General features: G+C 48.1%; 11 protein-coding genes. 6 read left to right on the top strand and 5 right to left on the bottom strand.

Features of this window, described 5'->3' with window-relative positions:
- The first annotated feature begins 355 nt into the window (after positions 1 to 355).
- The 4 genes from U1I11_RS15200 (at position 356) to U1I11_RS15185 (ending at position 6,254) form a co-directional block, all read left to right on the top strand.
- Complete coding sequence (locus tag U1I11_RS15200) at positions 356 to 1,717, top strand: GntT/GntP/DsdX family permease (protein ID WP_322906994.1); 1,362 nt, start codon at positions 356 to 358, stop codon at positions 1,715 to 1,717.
- A 183-nt stretch (positions 1,718 to 1,900) separates the two neighbouring features.
- Positions 1,901 to 3,442 carry a gluconokinase gene (gene gntK, locus U1I11_RS15195; protein ID WP_322907171.1) on the top strand — a complete coding sequence of 514 codons (1,542 nt, stop codon included), beginning with the start codon at positions 1,901 to 1,903 and terminating at the stop codon, positions 3,440 to 3,442.
- Positions 3,443 to 3,615: 173 nt separating this feature from the next.
- Positions 3,616 to 4,812 carry a GGDEF domain-containing protein gene (locus tag U1I11_RS15190; protein WP_322906993.1) on the top strand — a complete coding sequence of 399 codons (1,197 nt, stop codon included), beginning with the start codon at positions 3,616 to 3,618 and terminating at the stop codon, positions 4,810 to 4,812.
- 245 nt (positions 4,813 to 5,057) lie between these two features.
- Complete coding sequence (locus U1I11_RS15185) at positions 5,058 to 6,254, top strand: aminotransferase-like domain-containing protein (RefSeq protein WP_322906992.1); 1,197 nt, start codon at positions 5,058 to 5,060, stop codon at positions 6,252 to 6,254.
- Between the two features lie 292 nt (positions 6,255 to 6,546).
- Here the strand turns inward: U1I11_RS15185 and U1I11_RS15180 are convergent, their stop codons facing one another.
- A complete protein-coding gene (locus U1I11_RS15180; RefSeq protein WP_322906991.1) occupies positions 6,547 to 7,392 on the bottom strand; it encodes a methyl-accepting chemotaxis protein in 846 nt (281 codons plus the stop codon).
- A gap of 335 nt (positions 7,393 to 7,727) precedes the next feature.
- Complete coding sequence (locus U1I11_RS15175) at positions 7,728 to 7,997, bottom strand: YkgJ family cysteine cluster protein (RefSeq protein WP_322906990.1); 270 nt, start codon at positions 7,995 to 7,997, stop codon at positions 7,728 to 7,730.
- A 162-nt stretch (positions 7,998 to 8,159) separates the two neighbouring features.
- Between U1I11_RS15175 and U1I11_RS15170 the strand changes: the two genes are divergently transcribed.
- Complete coding sequence (locus U1I11_RS15170; protein WP_322906989.1) at positions 8,160 to 8,429, top strand: hypothetical protein; 270 nt, start codon at positions 8,160 to 8,162, stop codon at positions 8,427 to 8,429.
- On the opposite strand, the gene U1I11_RS15165 is transcribed toward U1I11_RS15170, so the two are convergent.
- From U1I11_RS15165 to U1I11_RS15155, 3 genes are all read right to left on the bottom strand, one after another.
- Positions 8,393 to 9,511, bottom strand: a complete 1,119-nt coding sequence (locus tag U1I11_RS15165) for a 5-methyltetrahydropteroyltriglutamate--homocysteine S-methyltransferase (RefSeq protein WP_322906988.1) — start codon at positions 9,509 to 9,511, stop codon at positions 8,393 to 8,395. The genes U1I11_RS15170 and U1I11_RS15165 overlap by 37 nt on opposite strands.
- A 226-nt stretch (positions 9,512 to 9,737) precedes the next feature.
- Complete coding sequence (gene pepT / locus U1I11_RS15160; protein ID WP_322906987.1) at positions 9,738 to 10,967, bottom strand: peptidase T; 1,230 nt, start codon at positions 10,965 to 10,967, stop codon at positions 9,738 to 9,740.
- 327 nt (positions 10,968 to 11,294) lie between these two features.
- Positions 11,295 to 12,935 (bottom strand): NAD(P)H-binding protein, encoded by a 1,641-nt coding sequence (locus U1I11_RS15155; protein ID WP_322906986.1) that lies wholly within the window; start codon positions 12,933 to 12,935, stop codon positions 11,295 to 11,297.
- 292 nt (positions 12,936 to 13,227) lie between these two features.
- Between U1I11_RS15155 and U1I11_RS15150 the strand changes: the two genes are divergently transcribed.
- The gene (locus U1I11_RS15150) at positions 13,228 to 13,821 is read left to right on the top strand and encodes a YjgB family protein (protein ID WP_322906985.1); all 594 of its coding nucleotides are present in this window, start codon (positions 13,228 to 13,230) and stop codon (positions 13,819 to 13,821) included.
- Positions 13,822 to 13,860: the final 39 nt, after the last annotated feature.

Below are 13,860 nucleotides of genomic sequence, written 5' to 3'. Positions count from 1 at the left end.
TTATGAGCATACATTATACATCGATCCTAATTCATTTGAATGTTAAAGCTGGTTTAAGCGTTATGTTATGCCGATGCTAGCACAAGGTTAGTGTTAGTCTGTAATTTGGTCAACCTGCTAGTTTGACCGAGATTCATTTGATTTTTGCAGATAGCTTAAGTTTTTAAGGATGAGGACATTAACACATCATCAAAATTGAAATTTAACTCGGTTTGCGTACATGCCCTAGCTGATCACAACAACTTATCAACATGACACAGCAGATCAGTGATTTTGTAAGCGCTCTATTAACTTACGGAAAATATTTCAAATTTGCAAAAACTACTTTGATAATTTTCATAGGGAGGTTATTTCCTTGGATCAATTGTTTGGGCTTAGCCATCATGCCACACTGCTCGTGTGGACGTTGATTGCGATCGTATTTCTGATTGTATTAATCGCCAAATTTAAATGGAACCCGTTTGTAACGCTGCTATTGGCGGCATTAATGCTTGGCTTGTTAGCTGGTATGAATCCGCAAGCACTGATTAAATCGATCACTGGTGGACTTGGCGGTACGCTTGGGACGATTGCGATCGTCATCGGTTTAGGGACGATGCTGGGCAAAATGATGGCGGAATCCGGTGGTGCTGAACGGATTGCGACGACGCTAATCGACCGGTTTGGCGAAAAGCGTGTACATTGGGCGATGATGTTAGTCGGCTTTATCGTCGGGATTCCGGTCTTTTTTGAAGTCGGGTTGATTTTGTTAATCCCGATCGTCTTTTTGGTAGCACGCAAAACCGGGCTATCACTGCTGAAAATCGGGATTCCCATTTTGGCAGGGCTATCAACCGTGCACGGTTTGGTGCCACCGCATCCGGCTCCGATGATCGCAATTGATGCGTACAATGCCAACCTGGGTCGGACGATTTTATATTCACTGATCGTCGGGTTGCCGACAGCGATTATCGCTGGGCCGATCTTTGGCAAGTTTATCGGTAGCCGAATTGACGTGCAGCCACCAACGGAACTAGCAGCGCAATTTGCATCGAGTGGTGAGCGCCAATTGCCTAGTTTTGGCATTACATTGTTTACGATTTTGCTGCCGGTCATTTTAATGCTGACCGGATCGATCGCTACGATCGTTGATCCACAAGCGGTCAACGGGTTTACGCATGTAGCTGAATTTATCGGTAATGAGATTATTGCGCTTTTAATTGCAGCGGTATTTGCCTTTTTCTCACTTGGGTTTGCACGTGGTTTTAGCAAGGAAGACATTTCGCGGTTTACGAGTGACTGTTTGGCGCCAACCGCTGGTATTATTTTGATTATCGGTGGTGGCGGTGCTTTTAAGCAGGTGCTAATCGATAGTGGTGTCGGCAAAGCGATCGCCGATATTGCCAGCCATAGCCATATTAATGTCATTTTGTTCGCCTGGCTGGTCGCGGCGCTGATCCGCGTTGCTACCGGCTCGGCAACGGTGGCGATGACGACTGCCGCTGGTATCGTCGCGCCCGTGCTCGCTGTAAGCACAGGGGTGAATGTAGAGCTGGTCGTGCTGGCAACCGGTGCTGGATCGCTCATTTTGTCGCATGTGAATGATGCGGGGTTCTGGATGATCAAAGAATTTTTCGGGATGACGGTCGGGCAGACGCTCAAGTCGTGGACGGCGATGGAGACGATTTTGTCGGTCGTTGGTTTGATCTTTATTATGATTTTGAGTGTGTTTGTGTAAAAACGAATTAGCAGAGCGGGAAGTAACTTTGTTCCTGTTCTGTTTTGCTTTGTTTATGTACTACAAACGATCCGTATGAGATGAACGCAACAATGATGTTTATTTTACAAAACAAGGGTGATAACGATGAATCAAGCTATAACGAACAGTACACGATCTTGCTCACATGATGAGGCGGCAAATATGCCGTATTATATGATCGGGGTCGATATTGGCACGACGAGCACGAAGGCGGTTTTATTTCAGGAAAATGGAACGGTAATAACGACAGCGAATATCGGTTACCCGCTCTATACACCTACGCCAGCTACCGCAGAGCAAGACCCGGATGAAATCTGGCAGGCGGTGCTCGATACGATCGCTAGTGTGATGAAGGAGAGCGGCATATCGCCGCAACAGGTGTTGTTTGTATCGTTCAGCTCTGCGATGCATAGCCTAATTGCGGTCGATGAGCAAGGCAAGCCGCTAACGCGCTGTATTACATGGGCGGACAATCGCAGTGCACCGTATGCGCGTAAGCTCAAGCAGGAGCTAAACGGACACGATCTTTATATGCGTACGGGCACGCCGATTCATCCGATGTCACCGTTAACAAAGCTAATGTGGCTCAGTGAGGAGCAGCCTGATCTAGTTGCGCGTACGTATAAATTTATTTCGATCAAAGAATATGTGTTTGCCCGTCTGTTCGATCAATATGTAGTCGATCATTCGATTGCATCGTGCACAGGTTTGTTTCATTTGCGACAACTTGATTGGGATGCAGAAGTGCTACGCATTGCCGGAATTTCGGCAAGCAAGCTATCTCGTCCGGTGCCAACGACATATAAGCTGCAAGGAATGAGCGCTGAAGCCGCGCTAGCGATGGGGCTGTCCCGGCAGACGCCATTTATCATAGGTGCTAGTGATGGTGTGCTGTCCAATCTGGGTGTAGGTGCGACGGAGCCGGGCGTGGTGGCGGTTACGATCGGCACGAGCGGTGCGATTCGGACGGTAGTGAATGAGCCGGTCACCGATCCAAAAGGACGTATTTTCTGTTATGCACTTACCGCGGATAAATGGGTAATCGGTGGCCCGGTCAACAATGGCGGGATGCTGTTCCGCTGGGTACGGGATGAATTTGCCGCTTCCGAAGTAGAGACGGCAAAACGGCTCGGTATCGATTCCTATGATGTGCTGACCCGGATTGCCGAGCAGGTGCCTGCTGGCTCGGAAGGGCTGTTGTTTCACCCGTATTTAACTGGTGAACGCGCCCCGTTATGGAACCCGGATGCACGCGGCTCGTTTATCGGGCTGACGATGAAGCATCGCAAAGAGCATATGATTCGCGCGGTGCTGGAAGGTGTTATTTTCAATCTGTATACGGTGATGTTGGCGATGAAAGAGCAGATCGGTCATCCCGCCAAAATTCATGCGACCGGTGGCTTTGCCCGTTCTTCGTTATGGCGGCAAATGATGGCGGACATTTTCGACCAAGAGGTGAGCGTACCGGAAAGTATCGAAAGCTCTTGTCTTGGTGCGGTCGTGCTCGGTCTGTACGGATTAGGGCGAATCGAATCGCTTGATGCGGTCAACGGCATGATCGGTTCCACACATGCGCATGTACCGACTCCGGAGCATACGCATGTGTATCATCAGCTGTTGCCGATTTATGTATCGATTTTCCGCAGTCTGGAACAGCAATATAGTGCGCTAGCACAATTCCAAAATCGGGAACAAACGCATTAAAGGCATTAAAATTTTTATGCTGATTGTTTTGCAACTGTGCGCTTTGCCATTGATAAAGGTGATATACTAATTCCACAGTCATCCGTTTAGGCTGGCAAGTACGTATTGCCGCGTCTGTCCCTATCTCATTTATGCCAGGGCGCTGCGCAAGATACGGAGTTGTGAGATCGGCTATGAGTTTTAATTTGGATATGAAGACGATTTTTATATCGCTCGTGTTTGGTCATATTTTTACGGTCATTTTGATTAGTGCCTATCGCAGACGAACGGTAACAGATCATTCGGTCAATGCGTTTTTTTTATCCAAAATTATTCAGGCGCTTGCGTGGGCTTTATTGATGTTTCGTGGACTGGTGCCGGAGCTGTTGTCGATTGTGATAGCGAATGCATTACTGTTTATCGGCGCAGGGTTGGAGACAGGCGCATTGCTTATTTTGCAAAAAGCATGTTCACCTAGGATCAAAAAGTTGTATGTTAGCGGCACATTGCTCTGTATTGCAGGTTTTGTGCTCATTTATGGGCTAGGTGTGTCGGAAGCGACACGTATTGTATATGCTTCGATCGGAACGGCGTTATTTTTATTTTATCCGGTATACCATATGACGACCGACCGTACCGCTTCAACGTTGCGGCGGCTGATGGGCATATTGTACGGGATCGTCGCACTTAGTCTACTGCTGCGTGCCGCCGCTGCCATTCGATTAGGGGATCAGGTCGGTTTGTTTACCGAGGGATTGTATCAGAGCTTTTCATTTATTGCGCTATATTTGATTATGATTTTGGGCAATACCGGTTATGTGCTGCTGTCCAAGGAGCAGGCAGATGCCGATTTACTGCATATGGCGAGTTATGATGAGATGACCGGTGTACTCAATCGGCGTACATTTATGGTGGAGAGCCGTAATATGATTCATCAGTTAGCGATGCGAAAGGGGCAGGTATCGTTTATTTTGTTCGATATCGATGCGTACAAAACGATTAACGACACTTATGGTCATTTTACCGGGGATCGTGTATTACAACAGATGACCGAGCGGCTGAAAGCAAAGTTGTTGGAGCTGACCGGAGGACGGTATCTGTTTGGGCGTTATGGCGGGGATGAATTTGCCGTCTTGTTGCCGGATACCGATGAACAGCAGGCAGGCTGTATTGCCGAACAGTTGCGGCTGGCGGTGGCAAATAGTCGTTCGCACGTACTGCCGATTCCATATACGATTAGCCTCGGTGTCGTGTCGGTGCCTACGCAGCGGGATATCCAGCTAAATACGCTATATGAGCTGAGCGATCATGCGCTATACAATGCCAAACGAGCTGGTAAAAATCAGGTTGCAATTTACAATCGTGAACAGGCGGAAGCGGTATTAACGTAACGCTATCCCTGTATGAACGCTTGTTCCATATAAGTAAATAACTATACTTCAATCCTCTAGCGCTGGCTCTTTGGTCACGGTGGAGGATTATTTTTATCGCATAAATGACGGGGAACTATTTCCAGTCTATAGCGATATAGGATAAGCTAGAACAAACGACGAGCTGGCAGCCGGGTTGCATTAGACGTACGATGCAATCGCTGCATATATCGACTCGATCTTTATTGGGCAAGGAGAGAAACGGTATGAACTACAAATTTGCCGCACGGATGACGGCGATGAAGCCATCGATTATTCGTGAAATTTTAAAATCAAGCGCTGGGCAAGCGGTTATCCCGTTTGCGGCAGGCAATCCGGCTGCCGAGACATTTCCGTTGGAGGCGATTCGTTCGTTTACCGAGTCGATTTTGGCTGAAAATCCGATTGCAGCGCTGCAATACGGTGTGACCGAAGGATATGAGCCGCTGCGCGAGTGTCTGCTGCAACATGTGCAGCAGCGCTTTGCCGTCGATCCGACAGGCAACTCGCTGATGGTCGTATCCGGTGCACAGCAGGGCATTGAGCTGGCGTGTAAAGTGTTTTGCAGTGAAGGCGATACGATTATTTGTGAAAGCCCGAGCTTTATCGGCTCGCTGAACACGTTTCGTGCTGCTGGTATTCGGCTTGCTGGCGTACCGATGGAAGCGGATGGTATCGATCTGGAACGGCTGGAATATGCGTTGCAGCACGAGCCGAATGTGAAGCTGATCTATCTAATTCCAAGCTTTCAAAATCCGACCGGCATTACGACTTCGCTTGCCAAACGCCAAGGCATCTATGCGCTTGCACGCAAATATGATGTGATGATTCTCGAAGATAACCCATATGGCGAACTGCGCTTTCAAGGTGCAGATGTGCCTGTATTGAAATCGATCGATGACGATCAACGGGTAATTTATGTCGGCTCTTTCTCGAAAGTGCTGTCTGCCGGTTTACGGGTCGGTTATGTGTTAGCACCGGATGAGGTGATCCAGAAGATGGCGGTAGCGAAGCAAGGGGAAGACGTACATACTGCGACTTTGCCACAGATGATCGCCCACCGTTTTATGACCGAATACGATTATGATCGCCATATTGCACTCGTATGTGATGTGTATCGCCGCAAAAGCGAGCTGATGCTGCAAGCGTTAGAGCAGCAGATGAACCCGGCGGTTACATTTACGCGCCCGGATGGCGGATTATTCCTCTGGTGCGAGCTGCCTGCAAGCGTACCGATGCTCGATTATTGCAAACAAGCCGCTACAAACGGTGTTGCGGTCGTGCCTGGCAATGCTTTTCTTGTCGATGAATCGGAGCCGTGCCAAGCGTTGCGTTTGAATTTCTCTACGCCATCGGATGAGCAGATTGTGCGCGGGATCGATATATTGGCACAATTGTTTACGAAAAGTATAGCAGGCATGTGAGCGATAGCTGAGCAGCAATAACGATCAATTGTACTCTGATAAAAATGACAAAAACCGCCATCTGCATGTGGAGGAATCTAACAGCAACGGAGCGAGCAGGCGAGCTGATTAAGCTACATCTGTCTGTGCCGATGAACGTATAGATTCTCCCGCAAATGATGGCGTTTTTTGGTCTGTTATTCAGTAATATAAATCACGCTCTTGAAGTGATCCAAACGGTACGAAACGATAGTTTGCTTATTAAGTACAGTATGATGATCAAACACCATCCATGCTTACAAAGCGAGATTACTTAATTTTTACCAGGAATGGAATTGTAGTAATACATATTGTCCGCAATATCTTGCATCGATACACTGGCATTTTGCAGACGATCGATTACATCGGTAAACGAGCTAACGAGCAATGCCTGTTCTTTGGACGACGAGGTAATTTGTTCGATTTCACGTTCCATTTTGCGAATCGATTCTTGCACATCGCGCAATGCACTTTCGATATCACCGGTTGCTTGTTTGGCATTGACGGACAGCTTGCGCACTTCGGTTGCAACGACGCCAAAACCGGCGCCTAGTTCACCGACACGTGCTGCTTCAATCGCCGCATTTAGACCGAGCAAGTTTGTTTGTTCCGAAATTTCTTTGATTAAAGTAGCAACTTCGTTAATTTTGGATGACTTTTCCACGGTAATGCGGCTGTTATCCAAAATTTGTTCACTTGTTGCTTGCAGTTGCTGTGCATGAGAGGCAATATGTTGTACCATGTCGACCAGGCTTTGCGAGATCGATTGACTGTTGGATACGAGTTCATTCAGGTTTTGCGCATTCGTTTGCTCATAATAAATACCAAATACAGCGACCAATTCACCGTTTTCGTGCACAGGCACCATAATGCCTTCAAGCGGAGTACCAAACATTTCGGCAGGCAAATCGATAATTGTTGGATTTTGTTTGTCCGCCAACATCGCAAAGTTTTCAAATCCTGGTGCGACCGGGTCGCCTGTTTTAAAACCAAGATCAAAATTACCAATCTGCCGATAAAAAATAATGTGCGACTTGTCATACACTGAAACCGTTACGGATTCACGCAACGCTTTGGTGAAAAAAGGAATCGTTTGAATCAATGCTTCAATCATACTCATATCGGTACCCACCCTTATAATTATAAATTACAGTACATTGTATATGTATCGGGCAGTGCAGAATAAAAGTGTAGCGGTGCGCTCATAGTAAATGTTTTGTAGAAACTATATTTTTAGGGAAAAAATGAAATATAAGCATTATTTTATGGCGTATATATACATAATTAGTAATAAAAGTAGTGAAAACCTAACTTAATTCCACTACTCCATCATTTGAATCAGTTGAAAAAATTTTCGAAATATATTTAATCTACAGCTTTTTAGCGCAAAATCGTGCCCATATATACCGATCAGAGTGGAAATCGATGACTCACACTGCTTATGCACAAGCTAAATTAATGAGCATGCTCGCTGGGGGCGGTCAAACGTTCCAATTCCTCCAAATAAGCAAAAGCGTGCGCGTCCGTCGTTCCACACATATCAAGCGAAGCAGGCAATTCGCCGCAGACAGCAGGGCGTTCAGGTTGACCGAACAGACGACAGCGGCGTTCAGCAGTCAGATGGGGACAAGGCATTCCAGCAGGCTTGCCTTGCGGCAGCCCAGGCAGTGGTGATGAGATAGAGATGACGATACAGCAAGCAGCACAACCAGCGCGGCATTCCATGACAATAAGTTCCTCCTTACGTGTCCAAGCGATTCACCGGGCGATGTGATGCCGAGTGCAAGCACGCATGCAGTCCGATACCGATTAACTTGATCGGGTAGCTGCACAGCAATCGGGTATGGACGTTTAGCAAGCATATCGTTAATCGACACGACTGTCCAGATGCTGATTGGACTGGACGATCGATTGCATTTAAAATGCTTACAACAGCAACAGCAACAGCAACAGCAACAGCAACAGCAACAGCAACAGCAACAGCAACAGCAACAGCAACAGCAACAGCAACAGCAACAGCAACAGCAACAGCAACAGCAACAGCAACAGCAACAGCCAGCCGTGCATACTCCGTTTAAGGAAAACGCCGACTGGCTGCTATTACAAAACACTGCTTTCGATTATGACCATACCTCATCAGCGATTTCGATCACATGACGAAGCTTGTCCCACTGCTGTTGTTCAGTCAGCAAATTGCCTTCTTCTGTCGAAGCAAAGCCGCATTGTGGGCTCAAACAAAGCTGATCAATATTTACAAACCGAGCCGCTTCATCGATCCGGCGCTTAATCTCGTCTTTACTTTCCAGTTCGCCTGTTTTGGACGTTACGAGCCCGAGCACGATTTGCAAATCTTTGCGTTTAACATGGCTCAGTACATCGAGCGAACCGGAACGCTCATCATCAAACTCCATAAACAGACCGTTCAAATTTAGCTGATCCAAAATCGCATCGGCTGCACCGTCATAACCGCCCGCTGCTGTCCAAGTAGAGCGGAAATTACCACGGCAAATATGCATCGTAATGACCATATCGTCCGGGCGATCCGCGATCGACAGATTGAGCAGCTTCACCGCATCGGCAAGCATACGATCCGGGTCTTTGCCGTCCGCACGCAGCTTTTGCTTCGTTTCGTCCGAGAAAAACGATGCCCATGACGTATCATCAAGCTGCAAATAACGACAGCCTGCATCGTAAAAAGCACGCAATGCTTTTTGGTAAGCGAGACCGAGGTCTTGCAGCAGCACATCGCTGTCCGCATAACGCTCGGTGGCGATTTTACCACGGAATTGCAGCATATTCGGGCTTGGAATCGTCATTTTGGGCGTACGATCCGGGCTGACGATGCTATGCAGAAATTTGTAATCATCCAGATGCGGATGGTTCGTAAAATCAATCCGGTCGTTCACCTGAATGCCGCGTGGCTTAGTCGTTACCCCGTGAAACTGGATACCCTGTTCGGCTTGGAATGCTTCCACACCATCGAGATTTTCCAGAAAGTCAAAATGCCACCATGCACGGCGAAACTCGCCATCTGTAATCGACTGCAAGCCGATTTCTTCCTGTTTGGCTACAATGCGGCGAATTTCTTCATTTTCTAGCTCGCGTAATTGTTCGGCGGTAATGACACCAGCCGTATGTTGCAAACGGGCTTGTTTGATCTTTTCGGTACGAAGCAGACTGCCTACATGATCGGCACGAAATGGCGCCGTTGTGCGCAGCAGAGCGGATGGAGATGACATGATCAATAACCTACTTTCTTTATAGGAATAAACTATTATTGTGCATCGTAGCAGACATTTTCCAGCTTGTAAATCGTAGCGCTTGATTTGGGTGAAATCATACTCATCATACGAAGCGGTCAGCTATATGAATCGGCTAGTACAGCTGATGCTATCGCTATTCCCAACCTAGCGATAGGCAATCGGAACGCATGAACGTAACCGTTTCGTTTCATAACGGATGTCATTATGCCTCTTGTTCAAACAGGCGTGCGATCTCGACGATCACCTGTGTCGCTTTAACCATCGTATCGACAGAGGCATATTCATACTTGCCGTGAAAGTTTTCGCCACCGGTGAAAATATTCGGTGTTGGCAGTCCCATATACGATAGCTGTGCACCGTCCGTACCGCCGCGAACAGGTACAATATTCGGTTCGATGCCAAGATTTCTCATCGCTTGTCCGGCGATCTCGACGATATGAAACACCGGTTCGATCTTCTCTCGCATATTGTAATACTGGTCGCGCAGCTCCAATTCGATCTGATCTGCGCCATACGTTTGGCGGAATTCGTTAACGATGCTAGTGAGCGTATTTTTACGATGTTCAAATGATTCGCGGTCAAAATCGCGGATAATGTAGGACAATTCGGCACGTTCCACATCGCTTTTGAAGAAGTTCAGATGGTAAAACCCATCATAGCCATCCGTAAATTCAGGCGCTTCATCAACCGGCAACCGGCGATGTAGTTCCATCGCAATTTTGGCGGCATTGATCATTTTACCTTTGGCGGTGCCAGGGTGTACATTGGTACCTTTGCACACAACAAGCGCGGCAGCGGCGTTAAATGTTTCGTATTCCAGCTCGCCGAGCGGCCCACCATCTACTGTATACGCATACTGAGCGCCATAAGCGGCGACATCAAAGCGATGCGGCCCGCGTCCAATTTCTTCATCCGGTGTGAACGCTACGCGAATTTTGCCGTGCGGAATGTCCGGGTGATCGAGCAAATAATGCATCGCCGTCATAATTTCGGCAATACCGGCTTTGTTGTCTGCACCGAGCAATGTAGTGCCGTCGGTCGTAATGAGCGTATGACCGCGATAATGCTCTAGTTCTGGAAAATCAGCTGGGGATAACACAATTCGCTGCGCTTCATTAAGTACGATCTCGCCGCCGGTATACTCGACCAGCTGCGGTTTAACCCCTTTGCCCGTAAAATCAGTAGCGGTATCCACATGCGCCATAAAGCCGATTACCGGCACATCTTTGTCCGTATTGGCAGGCAGTGTCGCCATCAGATAGCCATGCTCATTGAGCGTAATTTCTTCCATACCAAGTGCCGCCAATTCCTGCTGCAATTGATGTAGCAAATCCCATTGTCCTGGCGTGGAAGGGCATGTATCGCTATCCTCGCTCGATTGGGTATCGATCTGTACGTACGAGGTTAGGCGTTCAATCAGTTCTTGTTTCATGATGGTGCTCCTCTCTGTGATGGAAGCGCAAGCGCTTTAGCTACGTAACGCCAACTCATACACCGTGTCACCGTATCGCTAACATCGATACCGATGGCGTTCAGCATCGTAAAATAAACCGATCGCAGCATCGCTTATCCGTTGCTGTAAGCGATAGGTCGCTATGCTTTGTGACAATCTTAACATAATATGCTTCATATCGACGATAGGTGTGACACGATACGCTCCGACTATGCTGTTATTGTAGCACAAAAAATAACGCTCCTAAAAAGGAGCGCATTAGTTTTTAGCTTATAGGAAAAAGCACGAATGACGCTTTGTGGCGCATCAGCTTGGGCGATGCGACGAAAGAGGCGGAACGTTGGAGCCTGGCTTATGTTGCCGATCACGAGCGATCAGCCGGAGCAGATGACGTCCAAATGCGTGCATAACGATCAGATGCACTTTAGCCTGCGTATATTTGTACAAAAACCACGGCAAAGATGGCATATAGTCATGAATGGCGATAACACATTCCTGTGTACCCGGAATTTGCTGGAATTCCAAGCGTCCTTCATGCGTTTCTTTAATGCGAGCAAACACGCCGCCAGTAATATGATACACCGCGCTTTTGTCATCACTGCGCTCAGGCGAAAATGTCAGTTCAAGCAGTGGCTTGCCGATAAAACGTAAAAACACTTGATACCGATATTCATCCACACGCTCTGTGCGTACGAGCGCAGGCATAAACCGTCCGAGCCATTCCATATAATATTCGCCTGCCCAGCGGGCATTTTTGCCGTCCGGCAGGATGACGCGTTGGATCGAACGCACATCAGACACTTTCGGATCGGTCGAGTCGGAAGCGCGTGTACTTTGACTGGAGCGGTGCTGTTGTTGCGCTTCCTCGGCTAGCGCTGTACGCGCCGCCTGTTCAAACGTGATTTTGCCATCGCTAATGCCTTTGACGAACTGGTTTTCATGCGCCACCATCGGGTGGGCAAGACTTTCCACTAGCGGATATACTATCTCACGTGGCATCCGCGTTACGAGCGTTACCCATAGCCGGGATAGATGGATCGTCAGCAGCGGCACATCGATAAAGAGGCGTCGTTTGCCCATCACTTCGGCGGTCTTTTCCATCATTTGCTTGTACGTCATAATGTCCGGGCCGCCCACATCGATCGCTCGCCCGTATAGCTGTGGTGAACCGATGCTTTGTTGCAACGCATGCAGCACATCCGGCAATGCGATCGGATGCGTTAGCGTGCGCGTCCATTCCGGCAATGTCATCATCGGCAACCGCTGTACGAGCCGCGCCAAAATCGGAAACGAGGAGCCTTGTGGCCCGACGATCAGCCCGGCACGAATCGTCGTAACCGGTATGCCGCAGGAGCCGAGCACCTGCTCGACTTCAAGTCGGCTGCGCAGATGGCGGGACAGCTGCTCACGCGGTACATTTTGCGGGATGATGCCGCTTAAGTACACAATCTGCTTAATGCCATGCTTACACGCCGCACGGGTAAAATGATCCGCCAAAATAATATCCATATCTTCAAATTTCGCCTGGGTCAGCTTGGCAGTCGGCAGCATCGAATGCACCAAATAAATCGCATAGTCTGCACCTGCCAGCGCTTCTTCCGCCGCTGACATCGAAAACAGATCACATGCTCGCCATTCGACCTGCTCGGTGTTATGTTCGGAACGATCATGCCGTGACAGGGCGATGACATCATAGTCGCGCACAAGTTGGCGCAGCAAATTTTTACCGATATACCCGGTTGCGCCGGTCAGCACGATACGTGGACGACGGGAAGTAATAGCGGAGCGTGCGCTGACTTCAGTGGATACGAGTGCTCGTTCATCGTTTGAACCGACCGCAGCATGAGTCGTTTCGGTTGCTTGTACAGCTACATTATTGTCGGATAAAGCCGGGGTAGATGATATGCCTGGAGCAGGGGAACCGTTAACTGTTTCGTTCTCGTTCATATTGTCACCTCATTCAATCGACAGTGTATGTTTTTCCAATACCCTGTTTGCGGCTGTTTCAACCGTCGATTCATCGTTGAAGGGAGGCAATAAGAGAAAAAGAACAGCCACCTATGCTAAAATATAACGTTAGCAACTACATTGTTACCGGATTGTGATATGACGGTAACTTACGTGCTAAATGACAGCAGTATAATGTAGCTGGTTACGATAAAACGTAACCTTTACGCTGTGGAGTCGTTTTCAGGCGCAATCGTACATTTTATTTAGATGAAGTACAGGAGGAATCAATATGCAAACATGGACAGCACCTATACGCAAAGCAGTTATCGCGGCAACACTCACAGGAGCTGTTGTTGCAGGCACCGTCGGTATCGATGCCGCGTTTACACCGCAGGCATCCGCTTCAGCGAGCAGCGATGCAGCTTACCAGCATCAGCTTGTCGTGAAAACGTTAAACAGCTTTTATAAACCTGCGCTGCAAGGCAAATTTCCAGGCGATATGAACAGCTTTACGATCGGCAAAACGACGCGTAGCGAGGTGATTGCTCGTATTGGCACACCAGATATGCCGCGTTCTAGCGTGAATGGCTATGACACATATAACGCTGATATGGGACATCCGGGTTATGCGTTCCATTTCAATAAAAATGGTGTGCTAGATGAGATGCGCTATTTCGGCACGAATGTTGAACGGCAGACGAATATCGGTGGTATGACGATGAAGCTGCTGCGTGAGCAATGGTATGCGCCATCCTCGGTGTCGACCATCGGCAAAGGCAAATCCAAACAGACCGAAATTACCTATTTGCGCGGGCATTACAAGCTCGAATTCATCTTCAACAGTAGCACCGATCTCGATCATATTAATTTGCTAAAAGCTTGAACAATTCGTCTGCGAACAGTGTAATCAAATAGTGTAATC

The sequence above is a fragment of the Paenibacillus campi genome, from assembly GCF_034659835.1.
In the GTDB taxonomy this organism is placed as follows: Bacteria; Bacillota; Bacilli; order Paenibacillales; family Paenibacillaceae; genus Saccharibacillus; species Saccharibacillus campi.
The sequence above is the reverse complement of the archived record's forward strand: the minus strand, read 5'-3'. Positions and strand labels throughout refer to the sequence as shown.

Excerpts from the sequence above, each read along its gene's own strand:
- U1I11_RS15155 (WP_322906986.1), bottom strand. The coding sequence starts at position 12,935 with ATGAACGAGAACGAAACAGTTAACGGTTCCCCTGCTCCAGGCATATCA.
- U1I11_RS15180 (WP_322906991.1), bottom strand. The coding sequence starts at position 7,392 with ATGAGTATGATTGAAGCATTGATTCAAACGATTCCTTTTTTCACCAAA.
- U1I11_RS15185 (WP_322906992.1), top strand. The coding sequence starts at position 5,058 with ATGAACTACAAATTTGCCGCACGGATGACGGCGATGAAGCCATCGATT.
- pepT (WP_322906987.1), bottom strand. The coding sequence starts at position 10,967 with ATGAAACAAGAACTGATTGAACGCCTAACCTCGTACGTACAGATCGAT.
- U1I11_RS15175 (WP_322906990.1), bottom strand. The coding sequence starts at position 7,997 with ATGGAATGCCGCGCTGGTTGTGCTGCTTGCTGTATCGTCATCTCTATC.
- U1I11_RS15170 (WP_322906989.1), top strand. The coding sequence starts at position 8,160 with ATGCTGATTGGACTGGACGATCGATTGCATTTAAAATGCTTACAACAG.
- U1I11_RS15150 (WP_322906985.1), top strand. The coding sequence starts at position 13,228 with ATGCAAACATGGACAGCACCTATACGCAAAGCAGTTATCGCGGCAACA.
- U1I11_RS15165 (WP_322906988.1), bottom strand. The coding sequence starts at position 9,511 with ATGTCATCTCCATCCGCTCTGCTGCGCACAACGGCGCCATTTCGTGCC.
- U1I11_RS15190 (WP_322906993.1), top strand. The coding sequence starts at position 3,616 with ATGAGTTTTAATTTGGATATGAAGACGATTTTTATATCGCTCGTGTTT.
- gntK (WP_322907171.1), top strand. The coding sequence starts at position 1,901 with ATGCCGTATTATATGATCGGGGTCGATATTGGCACGACGAGCACGAAG.